Origin of the sequence: Sphingomonas sp. S1-29 (genome assembly GCF_026167545.1) — a bacterium.
Taxonomy (GTDB): domain Bacteria; phylum Pseudomonadota; class Alphaproteobacteria; order Sphingomonadales; family Sphingomonadaceae; genus Sphingomonas.
The window spans coordinates 2,318,596-2,345,356 of the sequence record NZ_CP110678.1; the positions used below are offsets into that span (position 1 = coordinate 2,318,596).

Below are 26,761 nucleotides of genomic sequence, written 5' to 3' on the forward strand. Positions count from 1 at the left end.
CGCTAGCGCGCACGATTGTGATGTCCGGTGCGCAAATTGCGCAACATCATGACGGTTGACCTCTTCGCTGTCGCAATGCAGCAAGAACCTATGGCCAGCCTCCCTTCGATCACCAACAACCCCGACATCCGATTCCTCGGTCGCCTGCTCGGCGACGTCATCCGCGCCTATGGCGGCGAGGAATTGTTCAAGCGCACCGAATATATCCGATCGACTTCGGTCGACCGCCATCGCGGCGTCGCGGGGGCGGACGCGATCGACCAGGGGCTCGACCGGCTGAGCCTGGACGAGACGCTCGATTTCGTGCGCGGGTTTATGCTGTTTTCGATGCTGGCGAACCTCGCCGAGGATCGGCAGGGGATCACCACTGACGAGGGCGCCGATGTCGCACACACGCTGACCCGACTCGCCGAGGACGGCATCCATCGCGCGCAGGTGATGGCGCTGATGCAGAACGCGCTGATCGCGCCGGTGCTGACCGCGCACCCGACCGAGGTGCGGCGCAAATCGATGATCGATCACCGCAACCGGATCGCCGACCTGATGGCGCTCAAGGATCGCGGGATCGACGAGACCGAGGATGGCGACCAGGTCGACGAGGCGATCCTGCGCCAGATCGCGTTGCTGTGGCAGACGCGGGTGCTGCGCCGCGAGCGGCTGTACGTCACCGACGAGGTCGAGACCGCGCTTGCGTATCTTCGCGACGTGTTCCTGCCGACGCTGCCCGCCTTGTACGCGCGCTGGGACCGCGCGCTGGGCGAGCGTTGCCCAAGCTTCCTCAAGCCCGGCAGCTGGATCGGCGGCGATCGCGACGGCAATCCTTACGTCACCGCCGCTTCGCTCGAGCACGCGATGCAGCGCGCGGCGGAGACCGCGATCGGCCATTATCTCGATGCGGTGAACGCGCTGGGGGCCGAGCTGTCGATCTCGACCGAGATTTCGCACGTCAATGGCGAGGTCGGGCGGCTGGCCGAGTCGAGCGGCGATCATGCGCTGAGCCGCGCCGACGAGCCCTATCGCCGGGCGCTGTCGGGGATCTACGCGCGACTGGCGGCGACGCACCAGAAACTGGTCGGCAAGCGTCCGCCCTTGCCGGGCCCGCTGACCGGCGAGGCCTATGACACCCCGCAGGAGTTGCGCGACGACCTGGCGTCGATCGCGCGTGCGTTGGCGGCGAATGGATCGGGCACGTTGGCATCGGGCGGCGCGCTGGGACGGCTGATCCGCGCGGTCGAGGTGTTCGGGTTTCACCTCGCGACGCTCGACCTGCGGCAGAATTCGGCGGTGCATGAGCGCGTGGTCGCCGAATTGCTGAAAGGCGCTGGCGTCGAGGCCGATTATCTGTCGCTCGACGAGGATGCGCGCGTTGCGCTGCTGCGCCGCGAACTCGAAAGCCCGCGGCCGCTGACCAGCCCCTATGCCGAATATTCCGAAGAGACTGCCGGCGAGCTGGCGATCCTGCATGCGGCGGCGCGCGCGCATGCGACTTATGGCCGCGAGTGCATTCGTAACTATGTGATCTCGATGGCGCAGTCGGTGTCGGACCTGCTCGAAGTCCATCTGATGCTCAAGGAAGCCGGGCTGTACGTGCCCGGCGAGCAGCCCCAGGCGCATATCATGGTGGTGCCGCTGTTCGAGACCGTCGCCGATCTCGAGGCGGCGCCGGCGATCATGGCCGACTGGTTCGCGCTGCCCGAGGTCGCGGCGGTGGCGCGCGCGCGGGGGCACCAGGAAGTGATGATCGGCTATTCGGATTCGAACAAGGATGGCGGCTACCTCACCTCGACCTGGCAATTGTCGCGCGGATCGACCGCGCTGGCGCCGGTGTTCGAGAAAGCCGGCGTCGCGATCCAGCTGTTCCATGGGCGCGGCGGCGCGGTGGGGCGCGGCGGTGGTTCGGCGTTCGCGGCGATCCAGGCGCAGCCGCCGGGGACGGTGCAGGGCCGTATCCGGATCACCGAACAGGGTGAGGTGATCGCGGCGAAATATGGCACGCGGGCAAGCGCGATGGTGAATCTCGAGGCGATGACCGCGGCGACTTTGCGCGCCAGCTTGGAACCCGTGCGGCTGGCGGCGGCCGATTCGGAGCGCTTCTGCACCGCGATGGACGAATTGTCGGCGACCGCGTTCAAGGCGTATCGCGGACTGGTGTACGAGACCGACGGGTTTCGCACCTTCTTCCGCCAGATGACGCCGATCGCCGAAATCTCAGGGCTGAAGATCGGGTCGCGCCCGGCGTCGCGCAAAAAGTCCGACGCGATCGAGGATCTGCGCGCGATCCCCTGGGTGTTCAGCTGGTCGCAGGCGCGGGTGATGCTACCTGGCTGGTACGGCGTCGGCGCGGCGCTGCAGGCGTTCCCCGACAAGGGATTGCTGCGCGAAATGGCGGCGGGCTGGCCGTTCTTCGCCGCGACGCTGGCGAATATGGAGATGGTGCTGGCGAAGTCCGACATGGGGGTCGCCGCGCGCTACGCCGCCTTGGTCGAGGATCGGGCGATGGCCGATCGCATCTTCGGCCAGATCCGCGACGGCTGGCAGGCGACGCATGACGGGTTGCTGACGATCACCCGCCAGACGCGCCTGCTCGAAAAACATCCCGCGCTCGAAACCTCGATCCGGCTGCGCACCCCCTATATCGAGCCGCTCAACCTGCTGCAGATCGAACTGCTCAAGCGCTATCGCGCGGGCGAGGAGGATCCGCGGATCGGCGAGGGAATTTTGTTGTCGATCAATGCGATCGCAACCGCGCTGCGCAACAGCGGATAGTCCGCGGCGGGCCAGGGGAGCCAAAGGGGGGCTGGCCTTCGCCGCGGCTTGCCCCCACATGTCGCTCATGCCTCCGCCCCCCAAGCCGCAGATCATTCGAGTCATCGACCTAGAGACCACCGGCAATGCGCCGCCCGCGCACGCGGTGTGCGAGATCGGCTGGCAGGACGTCGCGCTCGGCGCCGATGGTCGCTGGGAGCTGTATGGCGAGGGTGGATCGACGCTGGTGAACCCCGGCCGGCCGATCCCGCCGATCACCCAGGCGATCCACCACATCCTCGACGAACAGGTCGCCGATGCGCCCTATTGGCACGATGTCGCGCGCCAGGCGCTCGATCCCTGGCCGCGCCGGGTGGCGCTGGCGGCGCATCGCGCGAGCTTCGAGGAGCAATATTGTACCCCGCCGCTCACCCGATCGGCCGATTGGATCTGCACCTGGAAATGCGCGATGCGGCTATGGCCCGATTCGCCGAGCTTTTCGAACCAGGTGCTGCGCTATTGGCGCAAGCCGGTGGGGATCGACCATGCGCGCGGGCTGCCGATCCACCGCGCCTTTCCCGACGCCTATGTCACCGCGTTCCATCTGCGCGACATGCTCAACGAGGCGTCGCTGGCGCAGTTGCTCGAATGGTCGCGGCTGCCGGGGCTGTTGCCGCGGGTGCGCTATGGCCCCGATCGCGGCAAGGAATGGTCCGAGATCGAGGATGAATCGCTCCAGAAATTCCTCGGCGACCGCGACGAGGATGTCCGCTTCACCGCCGAGACCGAGCTTGCCCGGCGCAGCGAAGGCGGGTCGGTGGGCCGGCGTGACGCGAGCGACTGGCTGCTGATCTAGCCTTGCTGGTCTAGCGGATCACCCGCGTGACATGCCCCATCTTGCGACCGGGGCGGCTCTCATGCTTGCCATAGAGATGCACATGCGCGCCGGGAACCGACAGGAAGCGCGCGGCGCCGGCGGCGTCGTCGCCGATCAGGTTGAGCATTTCGACGCTGGTGCCCGTCAGGACCGTCGGCCCCAAGGGCAAGCCGCAGATCGCGCGGATATGGTTTTCGAATTGCGAGGTTTCGGCGCCTTCGATCGTCCAATGGCCGCTGTTGTGGACGCGCGGCGCCATTTCGTTGAACACCGGGCCATCGGCGCCGACGAAGAATTCGATCGCGAGCACGCCGACATGATCGAGCGCTTCGGCCACGCGGCCGGCAAGCGCGGCGGCTTCGGTCCATTGCGCGGCGACTTCGGGCGGGGCGGGGAGCGTCGAGGTGGCAAGGATCCCGTCGTGGTGGACATTGTGCGGCGGCGCGTAGCTGGTGGTCTCGCCGTCGAGACCGCGGACGAGCAGGATCGAGAATTCGTGGGTGAAATCGACGAACGCCTCGAGCACGGCCGGCCCGCCGCCGATCGCTTCCCAGGCGGCATCGGCATCTTCGGGGGTGGCGATCCGCGCCTGTCCCTTGCCGTCATAGCCGAAGCGCGTCGTCTTGAGCACCGCCGGCGTGCCGACCTGCGCGATCGCGGCATCGAGTGCGTCGCGATCGGCGACGGGGGCCCAGGGGGCGGGGCGACCGCCGAGCTGCTCGACGAAGCGCTTTTCGGCGACCCGATCTTGCGCGGTCACCAATGCCGCGATCGAGGGACGCACCGCGACGCGATCGGCGAGGTCGGCGAGCGCGTCGGCGGTGACATTCTCGAATTCATAGGTGACGACATCGACCACGCTCGCGAACGCACCAAGCGCGGCGGCATCGTCATAGGCGCCGCGGGTGAAGGCGGCGGCGACGTCGTTGGCGGGGCCGGTGACGGGGGCGTAGATGTGGCAGCGATAGCCGAGCTGCGCCGCGGCGATCGCGAGCATCCGCCCGAGCTGGCCGCTGCCGAGGATGCCGATCGTCGAGCCGGGGGGCAGGGCGGCGGGGGTGTCGTTCATGCTGGTACCTCGGGAACGCGGTCGGTTTGCTCGGCTCGCCAGGCGACCAGGCGGTTGCGCAATTCGGCGTCCTCCAGCGCGAGGATCGATGCGGCCATCAGCCCGGCATTGGTCGCGCCAGCCGCGCCGATCGCGAGCGTGCCGACGGGGACGCCCGCGGGCATCTGGACGATCGAGAGCAGGCTATCCATGCCGCTCAGCGCCTTCGACTGCACCGGCACGCCGAGCACCGGCAGATGCGTCATCGCCGCAACCATGCCGGGCAAATGCGCCGCGCCGCCCGCGCCCGCGACGACGACCTTGAGCCCGCGGGTCGCGGCGCTTTCGGCATAATCGTGGAGCCGCTGCGGGGTCCGGTGCGCCGACACGACACGCGTCTCATAGGGCACGCCGAGCCTATCGAGCATGTCGGCGGCGGCGCGCATCGTCTCCCAGTCCGAAGTGCTGCCCATGATGATCCCGACAAGGGGTGCTTGCGCCATATTCGATCCACCGGTTCAGGGAAGCGCTCGTTCCTAGCGGGGGGTTGGAGACGGGGCAATGGCATGAGATGCTGCACATCTCATGCGGCGAAGGAGCGCAGTGATGGACTCAGCGGTCGAGGCGGTGATTGCGGCGGTGGCCGATCCGGGGCGGCGCGCCGATGCGCTGGCGCTGTGCGAGGCGATGACGCAGGCGTCGGGCGAGCCAGCGGCGGTGCTCACCGGGTCGATCATCGGCTTCGGGCGGTATCATTATCGTTATGACAGCGGGCGCGAAGGCGAAAGCTGCCGGATCGGCTTCGCACCGCGCAAGACCGAGACGGTGCTCTACCTCGCCGAGGATTTTCCCGAGCGCGAGGCGTTGCTGGCGCGGCTTGGCCGGCACCGATCGGGCAAGGCGTGCATCTATGTGAAGCGGTTGGACGACCTCGATCGGGCGGTGCTCGATGCGCTGCTGCGCGCGTCGCTCGCGGCGACCGCGGCGCGCTGGCCCGATTAAAGCGCGCGCAGCGCCTGTTCGCGCTCGCCGATGTAATCGCGGGTGAGCGGCAGCGCATCGCGGTCGCGCGCGAACTGGAGCTGGTAATTGACCAAGCCGCCATGGTCGAAGCTCACCTGGCTGCCCGCGAGATAATAGGTCCACATGCGGTAGAAGCGCTCGTCGTACATTGCGACGATCGCGTCCTTGGCGGCGGTGACGCGGTCATACCACTCCGCCAGCGTGTAGCCATAATGGCGGCGCAGCACCTCGACATCGGTGACGAACATCCGAAGACCTTCATTGGCGCGGACGATCTCGGACAGCGCGGGGATATAGCCGCCGGGGAAGATATATTTGGCGGTGAAGGCGTCGGTGACGCCGGGGCCGCCCGCGCGGCCGATCGTGTGGAGCAGCATCACGCCGGTGGGGGTGAGCAATTCGCGGCATTTGCGCATGAAGACGCGGTAATGCGCGGGGCCGACATGTTCGAACATGCCGACCGAGACGATCCGGTCGAATTGGCCGGTGACGTCGCGATAGTCGATCAGCTCGAACTTCACCTTCGCCGAAACGCCTGCTTCCTCGGCGCGCCGGCGCGCGACCTTGAGCTGCTCCTCGGAGAGGGTGACGCCCAGCACCTCGGCCCCGGTCTTGGCGTGGAGATACAGCGCCATGCCGCCCCAGCCGCAGCCGATGTCGAGCACGCGCATCCCGGGCTCGATCGCGAGCTTGGCGGCGATATGCGCCTTCTTGTCGTCCTGCGCCTGTTCAAGGGTATTCGACCGATCGGTATAATAAGCGCAGCTATATTGCCGGTCGGCATCAAGGAACAAATCGTATAATTTGTCACTAAGATCATAGTGATGCGCGACGTTGCGCTTCGATCGCCGGGCCATGTTCACGCGATCGATCCGGAACCGGACATTGTCGAAATGGCGGCGGAACGCGCTGGCGTCGAGCGTCCCGCGGCCTTCCTCCCAGCGATTGTTGGCGGTCGCGATCGCGAGGAAATCGCGGATGTCGCCGTGCTCGATCAGCAACCGCCCGTCCATGAACGCTTCGGCCGAACCCAGCGACGGGTCGGCGAGTAGCTGGCGCAGCGCACGGCCATCGCTGAAGCGGATCGACACCGGCTTCATCGCCGGATCGGGGGTGCCGTAGGTGGCGGTTCGGCCCCCGGGAAAGGTTACGGTCAGCTCGCCACGCTGAATGGCACGCGTCAGGAAGCGGTCGATCAGGGCCATGGCGGTCTGCTAACCGATTATAACCGCGATGCAAACGCCCGAGACGCAGCCCCGAACGATACAATATTGCCGGAAAGAAGCCTCGGTACGCTGGTTGGGCTGGATCGAAGCGCCCTTGCACACTATGTTGATGCTAATGGCTACGATCTCTCCGAATGCTCCCCGGCTCGAAGCTAGTTTCGAAGGCTTGATCGAAAATAGTCCGATCGCGTCGGTCATCAGCAACCCGCGGTTGCCCGACAATCCGATCGTCGCGTGCAACGATGCCTTTTGCCACCTCACCGGCTATCCGCGCGAACAAGTCGTCGGCCGCAACTGCCGTTTTCTGTCGGGACCGGGGACCGAACCCTGGCTGAGCGATGAAATCCGCAACGGGGTGCGCGAGCATCGCCCCACATTGGTCGAGATCCTGAACTATAAGGCCGATGGCACGCCGTTTCGCAACGCCGTGCTGGTCGCGCCAATCTATGACGAGACCGACGAGCTGTTGTATTTCCTCGGCTCGCAGGTCGAAATCCCCGAAGGGGCGACGGGGCCGTCGAACAGCCGCCGGATCAAGGCCGCCGAAACGGTCAAGGCCCTGTCCGAACGCCAGCGGCAGGTGCTCGAAATGGTCGCCAAGGGTCTGCTCAACAAGCAGATTGCCGGTATCCTGGGGCTGTCGGAAAAGACGGTGAAGATGCACCGCGCGATCGTGATGGAGCGGCTGGGCATCCACCGCACCGCCGAAATGGTGCGCGTCGCGGTCGAAGCGGGGCTTTAGCCGCAGGGTCCGCCGGTGCGGACGAAGGCCAGCGTCTGCGCCGGCAAGAGGCGGTTCGGTTCGGCGCGCGAGGCTGCCGATCACGCGCTGGCGATCGGATTGCCGCTGTTGCCCTATCGCTGCGATCGGTGCGACCTTTTCCATCTGACCAGCCGGACCAAGGGCAAATGGCGACCGTTGCCCAAGCCGTGACGCCCGGCTTGTCGCGTCGCGGGCTTTTCGCTTATGCGGCCCCCACGCGATCCCGCCCCCAATAGTGGAAGCCACCCCGATTTGATCCCCCGCGAATTGATCGGCACCGCGCAGGTGCCAGACGGCGAAGAACTCAAGCTGTTCCGGCGCGGCGACGATTTCATGATCGTCCTGCAGCGCAACGAGCTGATGAACAGCCGGATGAGCGGCTCGGAGGAAGCGCTGGCGACGATGACCTGCGAGCGGCTGGCGGAGCGCAAAACGCTGCGCATCCTGATCGGCGGCTATGGCATGGGGTTCACGCTGCGATCGGCGCTCGCGGTGCTGCCGGGCGATGCCGAGCTGGTCGTCGCCGAACTGGTGCCCGAGATCGTCGCATGGGCGAAGGGCCCGATGGCCGCGCTGACCGCCGGCTGCCTCGACGACGCGCGTGTGTCGGTAGTGTTCGAGGATGTCGCGGTATCGATCGACAAGGCGCGCGCGGAGTATGACGCGATCCTGCTCGACGTCGACAACGGCCCCGACGGGCTCACCCGGCTGGGCAATGACCGGCTCTATTCGTCGCGCGGGATCGCGGCGGCGCGGCGGGCGCTGAAGCCTGGCGGGGTGCTGGCGGTGTGGTCGGCGGCGCCCGATGCGCCGTTCGCGCGGCGGCTGCGCGAGGGCGATCTGGCGGTCGACGAGGTCGTCGTGCGCGCGCGCAGCAACGGCAAGGGGGCGCGCCATGTCATCTGGTTCGCGCGGCGGCCTGAGGCCTAGCCCGCGCCGCGTATCGCCGCGGGGATGATCCCCTCTGCAAGCAGGCCGTGGAGCGAATCGACATGATCGTCGCGCGGCTGCGGGGACGGATCCGAGGTCATCACCACGGTGAGACCTAGGCTGGGCAGCACGTACAGCATCTGCCCGCCATAGCCCCAGGCGAAGCGCACCGGATGGCCGCGCACCTCCTCGACGAACCAGCCATAGCCATAGCCGTTGCCGCTCCAGGGCGAGGTCGCGCGCGGCTGCCAACTGGCGTCGATCCAGGCGGCGGGCACCACTTGCGTCGCGCCGACGCGGCCGCCATTGCGGTACATCTCGCCGAAGCGCGCCAATGCGCGCGGGCTGAGCAGCATGTCGTTGCCGCCGAAATACACCCCTTGCGCGTCGCGCGGCCATTGCGGGATGGCGATGCCGAGCGGCTCGCCGAGCCATTGCGTCGCGAGCTGGTGCGTGCTCCGGCCCGAGGCGCGCGTGAGCGCGGCCGACAGCAGATGCGAGCTGCCGGTCGAATAGAGCATGCCGCCGCCGGGCTCGTCGACGAAGCGGCGCCCGAGCGCGTAGCGGACCCAATTGGGGCTCGCGACCCAAGCCCCGTAATTCGGTCCCGAGGTGCGATCGAGCCCTGCGCGCATCGACAGCAAATGATCGACCGTCACTTGCGCCAGCCGCGAATCGGGATTGGCGGGGGCATCGGCGCGCAGCAGCGGCAGGATCGGCTGGTCGGCGCCCTTGAGCACCCCCTTGTCGATCGCGATCCCGGCGAGCGCCGACAGGATGGTCTTCGACGCCGATTTGATGTTCACCGCGCGATCGAGCGGCGGGCCGCCGTTGAAGCGGTGCTCGGCAAGCGTCTCGCCATCGCGCAGCACCAGCAGCGATCGGATTCGCGGCAGCCGCTGCGCGGCGGCGACGGTCTGCGCCAGCAACGCCGGGTCGAGCCCGGTGGTGCGCGGCGACGGCGCCGCGGCGGTGGTGGCGGGGGCCTCCTGCTCGGCAGGGGCCGAAGGGGCGGGCGAACAGGCTACCAGCGGCAGCGAGAGGAGAGCGATACGCAACGACATGAATCCCGATATGGGTCGAAACGCCCGAGAGGTAAGGCATGGCCGCGGTTTTTCGTGCGTGGCAGGTCGGAGCATCCGCATTCACGAAAGGGCCGATGATGCGCATCCTCGCATTCCTAGCCGCCACCAGCTTGCTCGCCGCGCCCGCCTTTCCGCAGGGCGAGGGGCCGTTCACCGTCGTCGAACAGGGCCGGAGCTTCGGCAATCTATATGATGCGGTGCAGGCGATCGGCGACGGCACCGGCACGATCCGGATCGCGCCGGGGCGCTATCGCGACTGCGCGGTGCAGGAGGCGGGGCGGATCAGCTTCGTCGCGACGACGCCGGGCAGCGTGGTGTTCGATTCGGCGATCTGCGAGGATAAGGCGACCTTCGTGCTGCGCGGGCGCGGCAGCAAGGTCGACGGCATCGTCTTCACCCGCACCTTCGTCGACGACGGCAATGGCGCTGGCATCCGCATCGAGAAGGGCGACCTCGAGGTCGTCAATTCGATGTTCGTCGACGGCCAGTGCGGCATCCTCTCGGCGAGCGATCCGCAATCGACGATCAGCATCGACAAATCGACCTTCGCGCGGCTGGGCAAGCATCCCGACGGTTCGGGTGCGCACGCGCTGTATATCGGCGACTATGGCGCGCTGAAGGTGACGCGATCGCGCTTCGAACAGGGCACCGGCGGCCATTATGTGAAGAACCGCGCCCCGCGCGTGGAGATCGTCGACAACAGCTTCGACGACAGCAAGGGGCAGGCGACCAACTACATGATCGACCTGTCGAACGGCGCGACCGGGCGGATCGCCGACAACAGCTTCGTGCAAGGCACTGGCAAGGACAATTGGACGACGATGATCACCGTCGCGCCCGAGGGGGCGGACAACGCCTCGGCAGGGCTGGTGGTGGAGAATAACCGCGCATCGACGGTGCCGGGGTTCCGGAACGATACGGTGCTGGTGCGCAACTGGTCGGGCGACAAGCTGGTGTTGCGCGGTAATATGCTGAGCGGTCGGATGACCGAATATGCGCGGCAATAAGGGGGCAATCGAGTGAAGGGTCCCATGCCAACGCTGTTTGCCCTGTCGTTCGCGCTGGGCGGCTGTACCGTGGCGATCAACCAGGACAGTTTCTTCCCCCAAACCATGCCAGCCCCCGCTGCCGCGCTCACCGCGCCGCCGGGCTATACGATGGAAGAAGCGATGATCGTCCTGCCATCGGTGGGGACGGTGCATGTCGTCCGGCTGGACAACCCCGCGAGCGAGGCGACGCTGATCTATAGCGGCGGCAATGGCAGTTTCGTGGCCGGGCAGAGCCAGATGGCGGCGGCGCTGGCCGACGCGGCCAAGACCGACATCATCCTGTATGACTATCCCGGCCGTGGTGGCACCACCGTGCCGCCGACGATCGACGCTTCGCTGGCGACCGGTCCGGCGTTGCTCGAGGCGCTGCGCGCACGCGGCTGGATCGGGCGGGCGGGGCTGTTCGCCTATGGCCTGTCCTTTGGCGGATCGCAGGCGGCGGCGATGGTCCGCAATGGCGGCTTTGACGGGCTGATCATCGAAGGGAGCGCAGCCGACATTCCGCGCATCGGTCGCGGTTTCGTGCCTGCACTTGTCCGGCCCTTTGTGCGGCTGCGCGTCGATCCCGTCCTCGCCCGGTTCGAATATGCCGAATATGCGATCGCGAGTGGCGCGCCGATCCTGCTGGTGTCGTCCGCCGATGACAGGATCGTCGCCGCCCCGATCATGCGCGATTTTGCCGCAGACCTGCGCGCAAAAAAGGTCGATGTGACCTTTGTCAGCGTACCCGGCGGGCATGGCAGCGCGCTGGACGATCCTGCGGCGCGGGCGGCGGTGACTCGCTTTCTGGCCACGCATGCGCGACCCGCTGGCGGCTAGGCGGCGTCGGTCGCCACCCCGAGCGCTGCCGCCAGATATTCCAGCGCCGCGATCCTGCGCCATAGCGCGGTGTCGGTCACCCGGTCGATGTTGAAGAAGGCGCGCATCGCGGGGAAGTCGAGGTCGATCACCCGCGCCATGTAATCGGGGGTCAGCAGCCCGCCATGTTCGTCGCCCATCGGCCGCAGCCGGCGTTGCAGCGCATAGCTGTGCTGGCGCACCCAGGTGGGGCGGATGCGCGACGACCATTCGCTGAAGCGGTGGCTGCGCCCGGGCGGCTCGGTGAAGCGGTGGCCATAGGCCGAGGGTTGGGCGGCAAGCGCGGGATCGATCGCGGCGAGCAACTGCGCCTCGAACCGGCCAGCTTGTTTGAGCGCCATCGGCAGCGCCATCGCTTCGGCGACCAATTGGTGATCGAGGAACGGCATCATGTACGCGCCGTAACGCGATTCGAGGCTGATCTCGCGCCCGAACAGCGACCGGCAGCGCACCCGCGGATAGGCTTGCTCAATCCATTGGCGCGACAGCAGCGCGGTGGGGCTGGCGACGCCGAGCGCGTCGGCGATCTTGCGCTCGATCGCGCCCATGAAGGCGCGCGGATCGAACCGCGCGGTCGCGTCGCGGGCGTCGAAGCGCGCGAAGAAGGTACGCGCGACAGTGCGGGCCGAGGCGGGGCGGTCGGCGAGGAAGAAGAAGTCGCGCCAGATCTCGCCGCAGCCGCCCGATGCCGCCAGCGCGCCGCCGGCATGGCGCTTGTCGCGCGCCCAGGCCGCGCCGCCATTGTCGAAGATATTGCCGAAGGTCGGCAGCGCATCGAACTGGTCGAAGTTGCGCGCCACCTGCTCGGTAAAGCCATCGGGGGTCACCGATAGCGCGCCGTCCTTGTCGACCCAGTCGACCGCGAACCCCATCGCGTCGCCGATCGCTTGGGCGAAGACGACGTCGTCCTCGTCGCGGTCGCCATAGACATAGACGTGCGGGGCGTGGCCCGCCTCGCGCAGCGCCGCCAGCAGCAGCCGCGAATCGAGCCCCCCCGACAGCGGGCAAAAGATGCGATCGCCAAAGGGTTGGGCGTGCGCGGTGACCACTTGGGCAAGCCGCTGGCGGTGCGACGCGATTCGGTCGGGCAACGGCAGGTCGCTGGCGGTATCGGGCAGGCGCTTCTCGAGCGGGTGGGTGTGGGTGCCCTCGCGCGTCAGTTCGACCATCTCGCGCGCGCCGAGTGTCTTGAGCCCTTCGAATACGGTGTCGTCGCCGACCGGCACGACGTTGAAGGCGAATTCATAGACGCCCTGAGGATCGAAGCGCAGCCCGGGCATCGAGCGCGCGGCGGCGAGCAGCGAGGTCGAAAAGAAGCTGCGGTCGGTATCGTGATGTAGCTGGTGCGCGGCGAACCAGTCGCCGAAGACGACGCTGCGGCCGCTTTTGTGGACCAATGCGGTGAACTGGCCGCCAATTCGCTGCCAATCGGGGGTGGTGTCGAAGCTGGCGAGCAGGGCCTTGAGCGCCGGCGCGCCGATCGCCGAATCGAAGGTGAGCGTACCCGCAACCGCGATGAAATCGTCGCTCTCGACATGCAGAGTCGCCGGGCCGCCGACGATGTAATCGAAATGGAGGATGTCCCAGCCGGGCACCGCCAGCGCGGTCGGCGCATCGAAACCGTGCCGCGCATATTGCGTGCGCGCGGCATCGAGCCTCGTCGCGGCGGCGCCGTGCTGTGCATTGCGGGTGAGGTACAGGCCGGCCATCGCACGTGCCTATCGCACAACACTTAAATTTCGATAGCTTGCGAGGTCCGGTGGCGTGCTCGACCGTTGCAATCGACATGAACCGGTCGTCACCAATCCGAAACATCACGCTCCATCGCGCCAGATTGGCGCAAATAGACAGCAATCACGTAATTGATTACCTTGACCCCTCTCCAAGAAGAGCCTTGAATATTGTCCTGGATATCTGTGGCATGGGGGTGCGCGTCCGATGACAGCCTATAGCGGAATCGGCCGGCGCAGATTGGCGGCGAGCGAGGAATCGAGTGCCGGTTACAAGGCGAAGCGTGAGGAGATCGGCCAGGCGGCGATACGCGTCTTCCATCGGCTGGGCTATGATCGCGCGAGCATGACCGCGGTCGCCGACGAAATGGGGGTCGATCGCGCCTCGCTCTATTATTACGTCTCGTCGAAGGAAGCGCTGTTCGACGACGTCGTGCGCGCCGCGGTCGAGCGCAATTACGAGATCGCGCAGCAGATCGAGCAGAGCGCGCTCGCGCCGCGCGCCAAGCTTCGCGACCTGGTGATGCTGTTGATGGCATCCTATGGCGAGCATTACCCTTTATTCTACATCTTCATCCGCGAGAATATGAGCGATGTCGGGCACCAGCGCGCGCAATGGGCGAAGGACATGGGCCGGGTGAACCGCAAGACTACCGACATGGTGATCGCGATCATCGAGGAAGGCTATGCCGATGGCAGCTTCCGCAATGTCGGCCCGTCGGACATCGTCGCCTATGGCGTGCTCGGGGTGCTCGGGTGGACGCATCGCTGGTACCGCCCCGACCAGAGCGCGGCGAGCGCCGAACAGATCGGCCGCACCTATGCCGAGATGATCGTCACCGGGCTCGAAACCCCCGCGCACTGACCCGGCTTTCCAGCCGCGGCCTCAACGGCTGCTTGGCTGCGCCATAGATTAGCTGGCGCGACGCGCGCGCGCGCGCCGGCTATGCCACCGCCACCATCACACCCTTCACGCGTCGGCGTTGATCGATTCGCCGCAGGTCGGTAACGACCGCCGACAAGCCGCGCCGCCTGGCGCTACCGGAGACTGTCCCTTGCACGCCCCCCGCCCGAAGCTGACCCAGCCGCCGCACGCCGCCTTCGACACCGTCGAGGTGAAATGGGTGCGCCACTGGAACGAGCATCTGTTCAGCCTGGCGGTCGATCGCCCGCCGAGCTTCCGCTTCCGTTCGGGCGAGTTCGTGATGCTTGGGCTGATGGGCGACGGCAAGCCGCTGATGCGCGCCTATTCGATTTCGAGCGCCGCCTATCATGACGAGATCGAGTTCCTGTCGATCAAGGTCGAGGACGGCCCGCTGACCTCGCGGCTGCAGAATGTCGTCGCGGGCGATGAATTGTATATGGGGCGCAAGCCGACCGGCACGCTGGTCACCGATGCGCTGACCCCGGGCAAGCGGCTGTTCCTGCTGTCGACCGGCACCGGCCTCGCGCCGTTCCTCAGCCTGCTGCGCGACCCCGACACCTATGAGCGGTTCGAACAGATCGTGCTGGTCCATTCGGTGCGCCGCGTGAGCGATCTGGCGTTCCACGAGGAATTGTCGGGCAAGCTGGCCGACGATCCGCTGGTGGGCGAACAGGCGCAGACGCAGTTGCATTATATCCCGACGGTGACGCGCGAGCCGTTCCACACGAGCAAGCGAATCCAGGGGCTGATCGAGGACGGCACGCTGTTCGCCGCGCCGATCGAGGGGCCGCCGGCGTTCGATCGCGCAACCGATCGGGTGATGATGTGCGGCAGCACCGCGATGATCGCCGACTTCGCCAAGCTGCTCGAGGAAGCGGGGTTCGAGGAAGGCTCGAACGCGCGGCCGGCGGACTTCGTGATCGAGCGGGCGTTCGTGGGGTGAGTTTTCGCGCTCCGTTCGTCCTGAGTAGGGACTGAGCGAAGGCGAAGACCCGTATCGAAGGACGTGCCTCAAGCGGGCGGGTGCTTCGATACGCTGCTTCGACGGGCTCAACAGCTACTCAGCACGAACGGTGGTTCAGGACAGCATCGCCGCCATGGCGGGGGTGATCCATTCGCGGCCATCGCCCGCGCGCAGTTGCGCTGCCACGCCGTGGCGCTCGGCCGTCGCCATCGCGGCCTCGCCGCCCAGCACTGTCAGCGCGGTCGCCCAGCCATCGGCAGTCATGCAGTCGGCGGCGATCACCGTCGCCGAGACGATGCCGTTGTCGATCGGCCAGCCGGTGCGCGGGTCGATGCTGTGGCCAAAGCGGCTGCCGTCCTGCGCGATGAAGCGGCGATAATCGCCCGAGGTTGCGACAGCCAGCTCGTGCAGCCCGATGCGCAGATTGGCGGGCAGGCCCGGCGGGGCTTCGACCGCGACCCACCAGGGCTGGCCATCGGGGCGGATACCGCCACCGACGCATTCGCCGCCGATCTCGACCAGGAAGTCGTGCGCGCCCGCGGCGCGGCACGCCGCCGCCAGTCGGTCGACCGCATGGCCCTTGGCGATTCCCGACAGGTCGAGGGCGATTCGGGCATGGCGGCGCGCGCGGTGCGCATCGAGCTCGAGATGCCGAGCGCCGCTACGCGCCAGCGCATCGGCGACCTCGCGCGGAGTGGGGAGACCGGTGCGCGGTCCCGGTGGGCCGAAGCCCCAGAGGTCGGCGAGCGCGCCGCACGCCGGATCGAACGCGCCATCGCTCGCGTCCCCGATTGCGACGGCGGTAGCCAACACCTCGGCGAGATCGGCGGGCAGCGCACACCATTCGCCGACCGGCGCGCGGTTGAACGCCGAGAGCGCCGAATCGGGCCGCCACTGGCTCATCGACTCGATCACCGTATCGATCGCGCGCCACAGCGCGGCTTCGAGCCCCGGCGGCGGTGCCACGACGCGCGCCGACCAGCTCGTCCCCATCGCCTCGCCGCCGAACCGCGCGATCTGCGCCGCCGCGTCGCGCCGGGCGAACGCCTCGGGCGCGACGAGCGCGGGCAGCGCGACGTGCATCGTCAGGCGCCGAGCACTTCCAGCGTGGTGGTGTAGCTCATCCGGCGTGCGGCGCCCGGAATCGTGGCGCTCTGGCCGCTCGCGCTGGCGTTGAGCCAATACATGCCGGGCTCGGCGAACGACACGCGGACCTTGCCCGCGGCGTCGGTCTTGAGCGTCTGTTCGTCGACCGTGTCGCGATAGCGCTTGCCGCCGCGGACCACGAGCACTTCTAGCCCAGCGGCGGGCTTGCCGTCGACGGTGAAGCCGAACACCGCATCCTCGCCGCTCACCACATCGTTGGGATGCGTGTCGGCGACCAGCTCGAGCCCCTTGCCGGTTGGGCGCAGCACGGCGTCGGTCGGCGCGCCCGAGGTGACGAACACTTCGTTGCGCCCCTCGATCTGCATCAGCTTGACGTCGGTCGCGCCCGCCGGGATGATGCCCGGCAGCTTGTCGGCGGTGGTCCCGCGCGGCAGCCGCTTTTCCTCGCCGCCCAGCTTGTAGCTGCCGCCGACGCCGTCGTTCAGCATCGCGATCTTCCAGGTGCCCGGCTGGGTCAAATGCAGGTCGAAGGTGCTGCGGAAGCGCCCGGTGGCGAAATTCTCGATCTTGGCCGCGCTGCCATCGGGGGCGAAGGCGGCGGGTTCGACGCGCAGCGGTTGGTGATCGGCGTGGAACACGTCGTTCGAGGCGGCGGCGTCGAAGGTCACCCAGCCGTCGGCGCTCGAGATCACCGTGGTCGAGGGCATCATCCACAGGCGATGCGCCTGCAGCGTGGCGGGAACCGCGGCGAGCGCGAGCGCGGTGACGGCGATGGCGGTGCGAAGCATGGCGATATTTCCCCTGATTGGCGCGGTAAGGTTCAGCGCGTGAAGGCGAGCGCGACCGCGCCCAGTTCGGACTTGCCCGATGCGGCAAAGGTCTGGCCGGGCTTGGGCGGCCAGCTGAAGGGCACGCGGACGACCTCGCGCCCGCCGACCTCGCGCGCCGCCTCGATCGCCAGCACATATTGGCCGGGCGCCAGCTGGCCGGTGGGCACGCGAACCATGTGCTTGCCCGGCGCGCGCGTCGCGCCGGTCACGCCATCGGCGGGAAAGCGCATCGTCCGGCCCGAGGCGCGCCACCAGCTGCGGACATCGCCGAGCCACTTCGTGCCCTCGTTCTTGGCCATGTCGAAATCATACCAGATCTGCAGCGTGCGCGCGGGCATGCCGGGCTTTTCGAGCCAGATCGCGACATAGGGGCGGTTATATTCGGCGACCTTGAGCCGCGGCAGCGTCAGCTGGACCTGCGCGGTCTGCGCGATCGCGGGGGTGGCGACCGCGAGCATCGGCAGGCCGGTGAGCAGCAATTGGTGGCGGACCTGCATGATTATTGTCCTCAATGGATGAAGAAAAGCGCGAGAATCGCGGGGATGGCGAGGCCGAGCACGACCAGCGGCCAGGTGCTGGGGCGTTTCTTGGCGTGGATCTGGAGCAGCACGAAGCCGGTGAGCGCGAAGACGACGCAAGCGCCCGAGAAGATGTCGAGGAACCATTTCCACGCGCCGCCGGTGTTGCGGCCCTTGTGGAGGTCGTTGAGCCACGAGACCCAGCCGCGATCGGTGACTTCGGCGGTGATCGCGCCGGTCGTCTTGTCGATCGCCACCCAGCCGTCGCCGCCGGGACGCGGCAGCGCGACATAGACTTCGCCGTCGCTCCATTCGGCATTGGCGCTGGGGGCGAGGCCGATCTCGTCCTCGATCCAGCGCGCGACGGGGCTGGGGATCGGCCGCGCGGTCTGGTCAGACGAGGAGAGCTGCGCCAGCAAAGGCGCGGGCAAGGTGGCGGCGGCGGTGCTGACCTTGGGCGACGATTCGACCTCGCCCGCATGGTTGAGCGTGATGCCGGTGATCGCGAACAGCAACAGCCCGACCAGGCTGACCGCCGAGCTGATCCAATGCCAGAGATAGGCCTGTTTCAGCCAGAACGCCTTGCGCGCGGGCTTGCGCGGACGCGCCGGGATCGTGGTTAGTTGATGCATTCGGGTCAGGCGTCGCGCAGGGGCGCCTGCGCGCAATGGCGCAGCCGACGGTCGGTGATCGAGAAGCCCGCGTGCGGCATTGAACCCCTAACCCGCTAATGCAAACAATTCGCATCTAGTGCGATGCCGGGGCGGGTTTGTCAACATCGCGGGCGGGGGGCGGTGGGGGCGTGGCGGCGCAAAGAAAACCCCGGCGTCTCGGGGGAGACGCCGGGGTTTCTGCCCTACTCGGTGCGGTGCCTCACTGGCAGGCGAGGCACTCGTCATAGTCGGTCGATTCGCCCAGATCGAAGGTCGGCTTGTCGATCGTGTTGTCGGCCTCGACCCCGCCGCTGCCCGCGAACCCGGCGCGCTGCATGGACTTCGAGCGGAGATAATAGAGCGACTTGATGCCCAATTCCCACGCGCGGAAGTGGAGCATCAGCAGGTCCCACTTCTCGACATCGGCGGGGATGAACAGGTTCAGCGACTGCGCCTGGTCGATATAGGGGGTGCGATCGCCCGCGAGTTCGAGCAGCCAGCGCTGGTCGATCTCGAAGCTGGTCTTAAACGCGTCCTTCTCGTCCTGATTCAGGAAATCGAGATGCTGGACGCTGCCGCCCTTTTCGAGGATCGAATTCCAGATCGCGTCGGAGTTCTTCGACTTGGTCGACAGTAGCTTTTCGAGATGCGGGTTGCGTACCACGAAGCTGCCCGAGAGCGTTTTGTGGGTGTAGATATTGCCCGGGATCGGCTCGATGCACGCGCTGGTGCCGCCGCAGATGATGCTGATCGACGCGGTCGGCGCGATCGCCATCTTGCAGCTGAACCGCTCCATGACACCCATGTCGGCGGCATCGGGGCAGGGGCCGCGCTCGATCGCGAGTTGCATCGATGCTTCGTTCACCTGCGCCGAGACGTGGCGGAAGATGCGCAGGTTCCACGACTTGGCCATCGCGCCTTCAAACGGCAGGCAGCGCGCCTGCAGGAACGAATGGAAGCCCATGACGCCAAGGCCGACCGAACGCTCGCGCATCGCCGAATAGGCGGCGCGTTCCATGCCGGGCTCGGCGCGGTCGATATAGTCCTGCAGCACATTGTCGAGGAAGCGCATCACGTCCTCGATGAAACGCTTGTCGCCGTTCCACTCGTCCCAGGTTTCGATGTTGAGCGACGAGAGGCAGCAGACCGCGGTGCGGTCGTTGCCCAGGTGATCGCGCCCGGTGGGCAAAGTGATCTCGCTGCACAGGTTCGAGGTCGAGACCTTGAGCCCCAGGTCGCGATGATGCTTGGGCATCGTCGAATTCACGTGGTCGCTGAAGACGATATAGGGCTCGCCGGTCGCGAGGCGCGTCTCGACCAGCTTCTGGAACAGCGAGCGCGCATCGACCGTCGCGCGGACGCTGCCGTCCTTGGGGCTCTTGAGCTGCCATTCGTCGCCGGCGCGGACGGCTTCCATGAAGGCGTCGGGGATCAGCACGCCGTGGTGCAGGTTGAGCGCCTTGCGGTTGAAGTCGCCGCTGGGTTTGCGGATTTCGAGGAATTCCTCGATCTCGGGGTGCGACACATCGAGATAGCAGGCCGCCGAGCCGCGGCGCAGCGAGCCCTGGCTGATCGCCAGCGTCAGCGAATCCATCACGCGCACGAACGGAATGATGCCGCTGGTCTTGCCGTTGAGGCCCACCGGCTCGCCGATGCCGCGGACATTGCCCCAATAGGTGCCGATGCCGCCGCCGCGCGAGGCGAGCCAGACATTCTCGTTCCAGGTCTGGACGATGCCCTCGAGGCTGTCGGGGACCGAGTTGAGGTAGCAGCTGATCGGCAGCCCGCGCCCGGTGCCGCCGTTCGACAGAACGGGCGTTGCGGGCATGAACCACAGCTTCGAGATATAGTCGTACAGCCGCTGTGCATGCGCGGCGTCATCGGCATAGGCCGAGGCGACGCGGACGAAGAGGTCCTGATAGCTTTCGCCCGGCAGCAGATAGCGGTCCTTGAGCGTTTCCTTGCCGAAATCGGTCAGCAGCGCGTCGCGCGAATGATCGACCTCGACCGCATAGAGCTGCTTGTCGATCGTGTGCGAGGTGCGCGCCTTGGGGGCGTCGGCGGCGGTTTCGCTGATGGTGTCGGTCGCGGTATCGCTCACGTGCTGATCGTCCCTGAAATCCATGACTGGCCCGTCCCTCGTTCGTGCGGCATGCACCCTCGATTCGCGGGCGGATACCGATGCTATCATCCAGCGCGGCTGCGCGAGAACAAAAAGTGATCATGTTGCGCCGGAGAGCGGAAGCGAGCCGTGCCACGATATCGGTCTATCGCGCGTCGGATACCATCGCTTGGGCCGTATCCCCGTTGCTACCACTATAGATTGTGCTCAAATCGGGCGAGGCACAAGCCGGTAAATCGGCACCGCGGCGCGGTTCGTCGAATATCCGCGTGCCCCGATGGCCGCCGATCGGCCGCGACGCGTGGACCAAGCTGGCGTTCCCCAAAAGCAATAGGGCGATGCGCGGCGGGCAAAAAGATTCATGGGGAGGAATCGCCCGCGCTTGCACGGGGCGGGCATTTCCCGGACGGTGGCGGGCGGCACGACGGGGGAGCGATGATGGACGAGCTTGGACGCAGCACGGTGCGCCGCGTGACGTGGCGGCTGATCCCGCTGCTCGGGCTGCTGTACATGGTCGCCTATATCGACCGGCAGAACGTGTCCTATGCCAAGCTGCAGATGGTCGGCGACCTCGGCATCAGCGAGGCGGCCTATGGGCTGGGCGCGGGGTTGTTCTTCGTCGGCTATTGCCTGTTCGAGGTGCCGAGCAACCTGATCCTCGAGCGCGTCGGTGCGCGGCGTTGGTTCGCGCGGATCATGGCGAGCTGGGGGATCGTCACGCTGCTGCTGGGCTTCACCCAGAGCCCGACGATGTTCTACATCCTGCGCTTCCTGCTGGGGGTGGCCGAAGCGGGGTTCTTTCCCGGCGTGCTCTATGCGCTGACTTTGTGGTTCCCGCAGGCGCATCGTGCGCGCGCGATCGGCCTGTTCATGCTGGCGAGCGCGGTCGCCAATGCGGTGGGCGCGGCGCTGGGCGGGCTGCTGCTCGACCTCGACGGGCTGGGCGGCCTTCGCGGCTGGCAATGGGTGTTCCTGGCGACCGGCGCGCCCGCGCTGCTGCTGGTGCCGGTGGTGCTGCGTTATCTGCCGAGCGGGCCGGGCGAGGCGCGCTGGCTGACCCCGGCGCAGAAGACCTGGCTTGCCGAGGTGCTAGAGGCCGAGCGGATCGCCGGCGGGCGCGAGGCGCATGGCAATCCGCTGCGCGCGCTGCTCGATGCCCGCGTGCTGATGCTGAGCGCCGCCTATGTCGGGTTTCCACTGGCGGCCTATGGCCTCAGCTACTGGCTGCCGACGATCGTCCAGGGGTTCGGGGTGTCGAATACCGTCAACGGGTTCCTCAACGTCATCCCCTGGGTGCTGGTGGGGCTGGCGCTGTGGGCGGTGCCGCGCCACGCCGCGCGCTACGCCGACCAGCGCTGGCATATCGTGGTGCCCGCGATCCTCGGCGGCATCTGCCTGATCGGCAGCGTGGTGGTGCCCGGCGCGGTCGCGAAGTTCGCCTTGCTGTGCATCGCCGCGCCCGCGATCTTCTCGGGCCAGCCGGTATTCTGGACGCTGCCCCCGCGCTTCCTGACCGGCGCGAGCGCGGCGGCGGGGCTGGCGATCATCAATTCGGTGGGCAATCTGGGCGGCTTCGTCGCGCAGACGGTAGTGCCGCGTATCCGCGACGAGACCGGCAGCGACCTGGCGCCGATGCTGTTCCTGGCGGCGTGCCTGTTCGCCGCGGCGGTCGGGGTGCTGGTGGTCGAGCGGCGGCTGCCGCGGGGGTAGAGGTGCTGGTTCACCTCACCGCCATCCGACGCGCTGCGCCCATTCCTCTATTCGCTTCCGGCGGCTGGCCAGGTCGGCGGGTTTGGCCCCGGCCTCCGTTTGCTCCCGATGGTTCGCGATCGCGGCCGCTAACGGCTCCAGCCCGACTTCGGCTCGCCGTCGGTCGACGCCATCGGGATCGTCGATCGGCAAGGGGCTGAACTGCCCATCGTCGCCCCAATCGAATTGCGAGCCGTAGCGCTGAGCGCGTCCTTCGAAGACGCAGATGCGGTCGAACATCATCGCCATTTGCCAAGCCGGCGCCTGTCCTTGCGCGACCGCCGCTTCGAGCAACCCGAGGCAGCGGCGCTGAAAAGGCGGCAGGCCGATGGCATGCTGGGCGATCAGCCACGTGGCTTCGGCCCCGCTTTCTCCCACCCGATCCGCTATGGGCCAGCCGATCGCGTCGATAATGGTTTCCAGCGCCTGCGCATTGGCTTCGTGGACGGCCTGCATCTCGGGATGATAGCCTTCGAACAGGCTGCCATGGCTTGCCAGGCGCGCCCTTGTCGCCCGATCATGGGCGGCAAGGGCGATCAGCCGGGATGCCAAAGACTGATCCATACGCGCAGGCCGATCCCCGGTTTGACCGTCATCCAACCGCCCCCTCGCTCTCGCGAGGGGTGGCATGTCAGATCGTGCCGGCTTTCTTCAGCTTCACCGCATGGTCCACCGCGCGCGCGGTGAGCGCCATGAAGGTCAGCGAGGGGTTCACGCACGATACCGAGGTCATCACCGCGCCGTCGGTGATGAACAGGTTCGCCGCGTCGTGTGCCTGGCCCCATTTGTTGACCACCGACTGGCGCGGATCGGCGCCCATGCGCGCGCCGCCCATTTCGTGGATCGCATCCCCCGGCACATGCTCGCCGCGCCAGCTATGGACGTCGGTGAGGCCCGCCTTGCGCAGCATCTCCTCGCCCTGTTCGCGCGCGTCGGTCATCATCTTCATTTCATTGTCGCGGAAGGTGACGTCGAAGCGCACCAGCGGCATGCCGAAGCGGTCGACCTTGTCGGGGTGCAGGCTGATGCGGTTGTCCTCATAGGGCAGGCATTCGCCGAACGCGGTCATGCCGAAGCTCCACGGCGCATAGCCGCGCATCCCCTTTTTCATCGATTCGCCGAAGCCGACCGGATACATCGGGCTGCGCTGCGCGCTCCCCTGATAGCCATAGCCGCGCTTGAAGCCGACGCCCTCTTCGCCGCCGACATTGCGGAAGCGCGGGATATAGACGCCGCCGGGGCGACGGCCATATTCGATGAACTCGGTCATGCCGGGGATATTGCCGCTGACGCCGACGCGGAAGATGTGGTCCATCACATAGCGGCCGAGCGTGCCGCTGGTGTCGAACACGCTCTTGGTCGAACCGGCAGCGCGGGTGTTCAGCATGATCTGCGTCGACGCCATCGCCGAGGCGCACATGAAGACGAGGCCGGCGGGGATGATCTCGGCCTGGTTGGTCTGGGTATCGACCACGCGAACCCCGGTGACGCGCTTGCGCTTGGCATCATATTCGAGGTTGGTGACCATGGCATTGGCGCGCAGCGTCAGCCGGCCGGTCGCGCGCGCGGCGGGCAGCGTGACCGCCTGGGTCGAGAAATAGGCGCCGAACGAACAGCCGCGACCGCATTGGTTGCGATACTGGCACTTTGTGCGTCCCTGCTCGGGCTTGTCCTCGGTCATGTTCGACAGCCGGGTGTTGATGAGCTTGCGCCCCGGCGACGTCGTCTCGAGCCGCTGCTTGAGCCATTTCTCGGCGACGTTCATCTGCATCGGCGGCTGGAACACGCTGTCGGCGAGCTGGGGCAGATTCTCGCGCGAACCCGAGACGCCGATATATTTCTCGACATAGTCGTACCAGGGGGCGACGTCGTCGTAGCGGATCGGCCAGTCGATCGCGACATTCTCGCGCTTGTTGGCCTCGAAGTCCTCGGGACTCCAGCGGAAGCTCCAGCGGCCCCAGATCAGCGACTTGCCGCCGACCGCGCCGGGCCGAATCCAGTAGAATTTGTCCCCCTCGTCATAGGCATAGGGGTTCAGCCGGTCGTTGTTGTAATATTTCTGGGTGCTCGGCGCGACATAGCCGTGCTTGGCGATGAAATAGTCGCTCTGGATCAGCTTGGCGGGCATCGCGTCGCGCGCGGGGATCTCGAAGGCGGGCTTGCCGTCATAGTCGTAATCCTCGCCGTGCTCGACCATGACGCCGCGGTCGAGCATCAGGACGCGCAGCCCCTTTTCGGTCAGTTCCTTCGCCGCCCAACCGCCGCTCACCCCGGAGCCGATGACGATCGCGTCGAACTTGTCGGTCGCTTGCATGGTGGAAATCCTCGAATACACAGGTCAGGCGCGCAGGCGGCTGAGCGTCTGGAAGCTGGTGGTGATGTCGGGCAGATAGGGCGCGGGCGACTGGTCGTTCTCGACATAGAAGTGCCGCACGCCGGCGATGTCGTTGAGCGTGAAGATGTCGGCGAAGTCGATCGTCCCCTTGCCGACGCTGGTCATCTTGCCATCGGCGGTGCGATCCTTGACGTGATAGGCATAGATGCGGCCGGGCATGCTGCGGATCAGCGCCTTGGGATCGACCCCTGCGGCGATCGTCCAGAACAGGTCGAGCTCGATCTTCACCAGCGCCGGATCGGTATCGGCGATCAGCCGCTCGTACAGGCTGCGCCCTTCGGGCTTGAGCGTGAATTCGAAATCATGGTTGTGATAGGCGAAATCGAGACCCAGCTTCTTGAGCCGCTCGGCGAAGCGGCTGAAATCGGCGATCGCCTTGGTGAAGACCGGGAGCGTGCGATTGGGCTCGGTCATGTACGGTAGGATGATGGTGTCGGCACCGAGCGTCTTGGCCATCTTCACCGCGCCGTCGAAATCGGCGAGCAGCATTTCATAGGGCACGTGGATCGAAGGCGATTTGAGCCCCAGCCGGTCCATCCTCCGGCGAAGCGCGGCATGGTCCATCTTGTCATAGCCGCCACCGCCGAATTCGACCTCGCGATAGCCGATCTTGGCGATCTTCTCGAGCGTCCCCATCGGATCGGGCCCGAACAATTCGCGCACGGTGTAGAGCTGGATGCCGATCGCACGCTTGGGCTGCGCGAAGGCGGGGCCGGCGGCGGCGAGCGCGGTGAGCGCGGCGCCGGTGCCGAGGATCTGGCGGCGGTTCAGGTTCATGCCGAAAAGACCTTTGTGCCATTGGTGTAGCGGTGGGCGCCGTCATAGCGGCCGGGCACCGGCAGATATTCGCGTTCCTGCATGATGCCGATTTCCGAGGTGAAATAGCCGGTGACGACGAGCTGGCGGAATTTTTCGAAGAAATCCTTTCCGCCCGGCAGCTGGTCGTTCATCGCCAGCGTCAGCAGCGCGTCGTGCTGCGCCGCGCTCGCCTTCGATCCCGGCAGCTTGTAGTCGCTAACGCTGCGTGCGCCGATCGCGTCGAGACCGGCGACGATCGGCACGCGATCCTCGGGCAACGCCCAGTCGGCGAGCAGCTTTTCGATGAACTGCGGCACCTCGGCGGCGATCGCGCCGGGGGTGTCGGTGGTCGGCATGATGCGTTCGCTGAGCGCGGTCATCAGCGCGCGCTGTTCGGCGGTGAAGACCGCAGTCGTCGCCGCGCCATCGCTGATCGGCACCACCTGCCCCGCCGCGGCGCGCGCGATCGGGGCGAACAGCGCGGTACCGAACATCGCCGCCATTCCGGCGAGCGCATTTCTGCGGTCGATCATTTCACGGCTCCTTGAAAGTCATGGCTGAGCGCTGCCTCGGGCAGCGGGCGCACCCAGATGTTGCGGAAAGAAACAGGCGAATCATGGTCCTGCAGCTGGATCGGCGCGGCATCGCCATGCGCTTCGTATTTGCCGACCTGGCGCCAGGCGGTGGTGCCGAGCCAGGGTTGGCGATGCTGGACCAGCACGCCGTTGAGGAAGGCGGTGATGTAGGCGGGGCGCAGCAGCTTGCCGTCGTCGCCGAAGCGCGGGCGTTCGAACACCACATCGTAGCTCTGCCATTCGCCGGGCTTGCGCGAGGCGTTCACCAGCGGCGGCTTCCAGGCATAGATCGCGCCGACGGTGCCGTCGGCATAGGTGGGGTTCTGATAGCCGTCGAGGATCTGGATCTCGTAGCGCTGCATGAACCAGATGCCGCTGTTGCCGCGATCCTGCGAGCTCTTGGTCGGCGGGGTCGGGCTGCGGAATTCGAGATGGAGCTGGACGTCGCCGAAGCTCTGCTTGGTGCTGAGCGAACTGTCCTTGCCGCCGACGCGCGCGGGGACGGTGAAAATGCCGCCCTCGACCTTCCACGGCGTGCCTTGCGCGGTCCAGGCATCGAGCGAGGACCCGTCGAACAGGACGATCGCGTCCGAAGGCGCAGCGCCCGGCGCGGGGGCGGGGGTCACGACGGTGGGCGCGGGGCGCTCCGAATCATGGACGTGCCACTGGCCGCCGGGCAGCATCGGGGTGTCGCGAAAGCCGGGCTTGTCCGGTGTCTTGTCCTGCGCCACGCCGATGCCCCCAAGCGACGCCAGTGCGCCGATCGTCAAGATGGTCCGTTTCACGCTTCT

The 26,761-nt window shown here is 66.9% G+C and carries 26 protein-coding genes; 11 read left to right on the plus strand and 15 right to left on the minus strand.

All coding sequences use genetic code 11. From position 1 onward, the window contains the following. Positions 1–90 precede the first annotated feature (90 nt). Both ppc and OKW76_RS11070 read left to right on the plus strand, forming a co-directional pair. Entirely contained in the window at positions 91–2,766 is a 2,676-nt protein-coding gene (ppc, locus tag OKW76_RS11065) for a phosphoenolpyruvate carboxylase (protein ID WP_265552927.1), read from the plus strand. A 67-nt stretch (positions 2,767–2,833) separates the two neighbouring features. Next, entirely contained in the window at positions 2,834–3,601 is a 768-nt protein-coding gene (locus tag OKW76_RS11070; protein WP_265548948.1) for an exonuclease domain-containing protein, read from the plus strand. Between the two features lie 10 nt (positions 3,602–3,611). Here OKW76_RS11070 and OKW76_RS11075 read toward each other — a convergent pair whose 3' ends face one another. Both OKW76_RS11075 and purE read right to left on the minus strand, forming a co-directional pair. Beyond that, positions 3,612–4,691, minus strand: a complete 1,080-nt coding sequence (locus OKW76_RS11075; RefSeq protein ID WP_265548949.1) for a 5-(carboxyamino)imidazole ribonucleotide synthase — start codon at positions 4,689–4,691, stop codon at positions 3,612–3,614. Then, positions 4,688–5,173: a 5-(carboxyamino)imidazole ribonucleotide mutase gene (gene purE, locus OKW76_RS11080; protein WP_265548950.1), complete on the minus strand. Its 486-nt coding sequence runs from the start codon at positions 5,171–5,173 to the stop codon at positions 4,688–4,690. Before purE ends, OKW76_RS11075 begins: the two co-directional genes overlap by 4 nt. A gap of 103 nt (positions 5,174–5,276) precedes the next feature. Here purE and OKW76_RS11085 point away from each other — a divergent pair, with 103 nt between their 5' ends. After that, entirely contained in the window at positions 5,277–5,672 is a 396-nt protein-coding gene (locus OKW76_RS11085) for a DUF1801 domain-containing protein (protein ID WP_265548951.1), read from the plus strand. On the opposite strand, the gene OKW76_RS11090 is transcribed toward OKW76_RS11085, so the two are convergent. Further along, positions 5,669–6,898, minus strand: coding sequence for an SAM-dependent methyltransferase (locus OKW76_RS11090; protein WP_265548952.1), 1,230 nt, complete (start codon positions 6,896–6,898; stop codon positions 5,669–5,671). The two genes, OKW76_RS11085 and OKW76_RS11090, sit on opposite strands and share 4 nt — an antisense overlap. 136 nt (positions 6,899–7,034) lie before the next feature. On the opposite strand from OKW76_RS11090, the gene OKW76_RS11095 reads away from it, so the two are divergent. The 3 genes from OKW76_RS11095 (at position 7,035) to OKW76_RS11105 (ending at position 8,612) form a co-directional block, all read left to right on the plus strand. Next, on the plus strand, positions 7,035–7,661 hold the full coding sequence (locus OKW76_RS11095) for a LuxR C-terminal-related transcriptional regulator (protein WP_265548953.1): 627 nt from the start codon (positions 7,035–7,037) through the stop codon (positions 7,659–7,661). A gap of 15 nt (positions 7,662–7,676) precedes the next feature. Continuing rightward, positions 7,677–7,853 carry a hypothetical protein gene (locus OKW76_RS11100; protein ID WP_265548954.1) on the plus strand — a complete coding sequence of 59 codons (177 nt, stop codon included), beginning with the start codon at positions 7,677–7,679 and terminating at the stop codon, positions 7,851–7,853. 81 nt (positions 7,854–7,934) lie between these two features. Next, entirely contained in the window at positions 7,935–8,612 is a 678-nt protein-coding gene (locus tag OKW76_RS11105; RefSeq protein ID WP_265548955.1) for a spermidine synthase, read from the plus strand. Here the strand turns inward: OKW76_RS11105 and OKW76_RS11110 are convergent. After that, positions 8,609–9,676 carry a serine hydrolase domain-containing protein gene (locus OKW76_RS11110; RefSeq protein ID WP_265548956.1) on the minus strand — a complete coding sequence of 356 codons (1,068 nt, stop codon included), beginning with the start codon at positions 9,674–9,676 and terminating at the stop codon, positions 8,609–8,611. The two genes, OKW76_RS11105 and OKW76_RS11110, sit on opposite strands and share 4 nt — an antisense overlap. 95 nt (positions 9,677–9,771) lie before the next feature. Between OKW76_RS11110 and OKW76_RS11115 the strand changes: the two genes are divergently transcribed. Further along, positions 9,772–10,704: a right-handed parallel beta-helix repeat-containing protein gene (locus tag OKW76_RS11115; RefSeq protein WP_265548957.1), complete on the plus strand. Its 933-nt coding sequence runs from the start codon at positions 9,772–9,774 to the stop codon at positions 10,702–10,704. Between the two features lie 24 nt (positions 10,705–10,728). Continuing rightward, a complete protein-coding gene (locus OKW76_RS11120) occupies positions 10,729–11,565 on the plus strand; it encodes an alpha/beta hydrolase family protein (protein WP_265548958.1) in 837 nt (278 codons plus the stop codon). Here OKW76_RS11120 and OKW76_RS11125 read toward each other — a convergent pair. After that, positions 11,562–13,313: a hypothetical protein gene (locus tag OKW76_RS11125; protein WP_265548959.1), complete on the minus strand. Its 1,752-nt coding sequence runs from the start codon at positions 13,311–13,313 to the stop codon at positions 11,562–11,564. The genes OKW76_RS11120 and OKW76_RS11125 overlap by 4 nt on opposite strands. A 229-nt stretch (positions 13,314–13,542) precedes the next feature. Between OKW76_RS11125 and OKW76_RS11130 the strand changes: the two genes are divergently transcribed. Next, positions 13,543–14,199: a TetR/AcrR family transcriptional regulator gene (locus tag OKW76_RS11130; RefSeq protein WP_265548960.1), complete on the plus strand. Its 657-nt coding sequence runs from the start codon at positions 13,543–13,545 to the stop codon at positions 14,197–14,199. A gap of 190 nt (positions 14,200–14,389) precedes the next feature. After that, positions 14,390–15,202, plus strand: coding sequence for a ferredoxin--NADP reductase (locus OKW76_RS11135; RefSeq protein WP_322740085.1), 813 nt, complete (start codon positions 14,390–14,392; stop codon positions 15,200–15,202). A gap of 135 nt (positions 15,203–15,337) precedes the next feature. On the opposite strand, the gene OKW76_RS11140 is transcribed toward OKW76_RS11135, so the two are convergent. From OKW76_RS11140 to OKW76_RS11160, 5 genes are all read right to left on the minus strand, one after another. After that, entirely contained in the window at positions 15,338–16,306 is a 969-nt protein-coding gene (locus tag OKW76_RS11140) for an FAD:protein FMN transferase (RefSeq protein ID WP_265548961.1), read from the minus strand. Between the two features lie 2 nt (positions 16,307–16,308). Continuing rightward, the gene (locus OKW76_RS11145) at positions 16,309–17,118 is read right to left on the minus strand and encodes a DUF4198 domain-containing protein (RefSeq protein WP_265548962.1); all 810 of its coding nucleotides are present in this window, start codon (positions 17,116–17,118) and stop codon (positions 16,309–16,311) included. A 32-nt stretch (positions 17,119–17,150) separates the two neighbouring features. Then, positions 17,151–17,657 (minus strand): DUF2271 domain-containing protein, encoded by a 507-nt coding sequence (locus tag OKW76_RS11150; protein WP_265548963.1) that lies wholly within the window; start codon positions 17,655–17,657, stop codon positions 17,151–17,153. An 11-nt stretch (positions 17,658–17,668) separates the two neighbouring features. Continuing rightward, on the minus strand, positions 17,669–18,310 hold the full coding sequence (locus tag OKW76_RS11155; protein ID WP_265548964.1) for a PepSY-associated TM helix domain-containing protein: 642 nt from the start codon (positions 18,308–18,310) through the stop codon (positions 17,669–17,671). Between the two features lie 241 nt (positions 18,311–18,551). Next, entirely contained in the window at positions 18,552–20,456 is a 1,905-nt protein-coding gene (locus OKW76_RS11160) for a ribonucleoside-diphosphate reductase subunit alpha (RefSeq protein WP_265548965.1), read from the minus strand. A gap of 432 nt (positions 20,457–20,888) precedes the next feature. Between OKW76_RS11160 and OKW76_RS11165 the strand changes: the two genes are divergently transcribed. Continuing rightward, the gene (locus OKW76_RS11165) at positions 20,889–22,163 is read left to right on the plus strand and encodes an MFS transporter (protein WP_265548966.1); all 1,275 of its coding nucleotides are present in this window, start codon (positions 20,889–20,891) and stop codon (positions 22,161–22,163) included. A gap of 15 nt (positions 22,164–22,178) precedes the next feature. Here OKW76_RS11165 and OKW76_RS11170 read toward each other — a convergent pair whose 3' ends face one another. The 5 genes from OKW76_RS11170 to OKW76_RS11190 form a co-directional block, all read right to left on the minus strand. Then, positions 22,179–22,766, minus strand: coding sequence for a DUF6624 domain-containing protein (locus tag OKW76_RS11170; RefSeq protein ID WP_265548967.1), 588 nt, complete (start codon positions 22,764–22,766; stop codon positions 22,179–22,181). 67 nt (positions 22,767–22,833) lie between these two features. Continuing rightward, positions 22,834–24,516, minus strand: a complete 1,683-nt coding sequence (locus OKW76_RS11175) for a GMC family oxidoreductase (protein WP_265548968.1) — start codon at positions 24,514–24,516, stop codon at positions 22,834–22,836. Between the two features lie 24 nt (positions 24,517–24,540). Beyond that, complete coding sequence (locus tag OKW76_RS11180; RefSeq protein WP_265548969.1) at positions 24,541–25,374, minus strand: sugar phosphate isomerase/epimerase family protein; 834 nt, start codon at positions 25,372–25,374, stop codon at positions 24,541–24,543. Then, positions 25,371–25,928, minus strand: coding sequence for a gluconate 2-dehydrogenase subunit 3 family protein (locus tag OKW76_RS11185; RefSeq protein WP_265548971.1), 558 nt, complete (start codon positions 25,926–25,928; stop codon positions 25,371–25,373). Before OKW76_RS11185 ends, OKW76_RS11180 begins: the two co-directional genes overlap by 4 nt. Next, positions 25,925–26,755 carry a 3-keto-disaccharide hydrolase gene (locus OKW76_RS11190; protein WP_265548972.1) on the minus strand — a complete coding sequence of 277 codons (831 nt, stop codon included), beginning with the start codon at positions 26,753–26,755 and terminating at the stop codon, positions 25,925–25,927. The genes OKW76_RS11185 and OKW76_RS11190 overlap by 4 nt, the downstream gene beginning before the upstream one ends. Positions 26,756–26,761 lie beyond the last annotated feature (6 nt).

What these genes read in the sequence shown, in the direction of transcription:
- OKW76_RS11180 (WP_265548969.1), bottom strand. Translation starts at nt 25,374, where the DNA reads ATGAACCTGAACCGCCGCCAGATCCTCGGCACCGGCGCCGCGCTCACC.
- OKW76_RS11130 (WP_265548960.1), top strand. Translation starts at nt 13,543, where the DNA reads ATGACAGCCTATAGCGGAATCGGCCGGCGCAGATTGGCGGCGAGCGAG.
- OKW76_RS11085 (WP_265548951.1), top strand. Translation starts at nt 5,277, where the DNA reads ATGGACTCAGCGGTCGAGGCGGTGATTGCGGCGGTGGCCGATCCGGGG.
- OKW76_RS11160 (WP_265548965.1), bottom strand. Translation starts at nt 20,456, where the DNA reads ATGGATTTCAGGGACGATCAGCACGTGAGCGATACCGCGACCGACACC.
- OKW76_RS11115 (WP_265548957.1), top strand. Translation starts at nt 9,772, where the DNA reads ATGATGCGCATCCTCGCATTCCTAGCCGCCACCAGCTTGCTCGCCGCG.
- purE (WP_265548950.1), bottom strand. Translation starts at nt 5,173, where the DNA reads ATGGCGCAAGCACCCCTTGTCGGGATCATCATGGGCAGCACTTCGGAC.
- OKW76_RS11095 (WP_265548953.1), top strand. Translation starts at nt 7,035, where the DNA reads ATGGCTACGATCTCTCCGAATGCTCCCCGGCTCGAAGCTAGTTTCGAA.
- OKW76_RS11075 (WP_265548949.1), bottom strand. Translation starts at nt 4,691, where the DNA reads ATGAACGACACCCCCGCCGCCCTGCCCCCCGGCTCGACGATCGGCATC.
- OKW76_RS11175 (WP_265548968.1), bottom strand. Translation starts at nt 24,516, where the DNA reads ATGCAAGCGACCGACAAGTTCGACGCGATCGTCATCGGCTCCGGGGTG.
- OKW76_RS11145 (WP_265548962.1), bottom strand. Translation starts at nt 17,118, where the DNA reads ATGCTTCGCACCGCCATCGCCGTCACCGCGCTCGCGCTCGCCGCGGTT.
- OKW76_RS11165 (WP_265548966.1), top strand. Translation starts at nt 20,889, where the DNA reads ATGATGGACGAGCTTGGACGCAGCACGGTGCGCCGCGTGACGTGGCGG.
- OKW76_RS11110 (WP_265548956.1), bottom strand. Translation starts at nt 9,676, where the DNA reads ATGTCGTTGCGTATCGCTCTCCTCTCGCTGCCGCTGGTAGCCTGTTCG.
- OKW76_RS11140 (WP_265548961.1), bottom strand. Translation starts at nt 16,306, where the DNA reads ATGCACGTCGCGCTGCCCGCGCTCGTCGCGCCCGAGGCGTTCGCCCGG.
- OKW76_RS11150 (WP_265548963.1), bottom strand. Translation starts at nt 17,657, where the DNA reads ATGCAGGTCCGCCACCAATTGCTGCTCACCGGCCTGCCGATGCTCGCG.
- OKW76_RS11070 (WP_265548948.1), top strand. Translation starts at nt 2,834, where the DNA reads ATGCCTCCGCCCCCCAAGCCGCAGATCATTCGAGTCATCGACCTAGAG.
- OKW76_RS11155 (WP_265548964.1), bottom strand. Translation starts at nt 18,310, where the DNA reads ATGCATCAACTAACCACGATCCCGGCGCGTCCGCGCAAGCCCGCGCGC.
- OKW76_RS11185 (WP_265548971.1), bottom strand. Translation starts at nt 25,928, where the DNA reads ATGATCGACCGCAGAAATGCGCTCGCCGGAATGGCGGCGATGTTCGGT.
- ppc (WP_265552927.1), top strand. Translation starts at nt 91, where the DNA reads ATGGCCAGCCTCCCTTCGATCACCAACAACCCCGACATCCGATTCCTC.
- OKW76_RS11120 (WP_265548958.1), top strand. Translation starts at nt 10,729, where the DNA reads ATGCCAACGCTGTTTGCCCTGTCGTTCGCGCTGGGCGGCTGTACCGTG.
- OKW76_RS11090 (WP_265548952.1), bottom strand. Translation starts at nt 6,898, where the DNA reads ATGGCCCTGATCGACCGCTTCCTGACGCGTGCCATTCAGCGTGGCGAG.
- OKW76_RS11125 (WP_265548959.1), bottom strand. Translation starts at nt 13,313, where the DNA reads ATGGCCGGCCTGTACCTCACCCGCAATGCACAGCACGGCGCCGCCGCG.
- OKW76_RS11170 (WP_265548967.1), bottom strand. Translation starts at nt 22,766, where the DNA reads ATGGATCAGTCTTTGGCATCCCGGCTGATCGCCCTTGCCGCCCATGAT.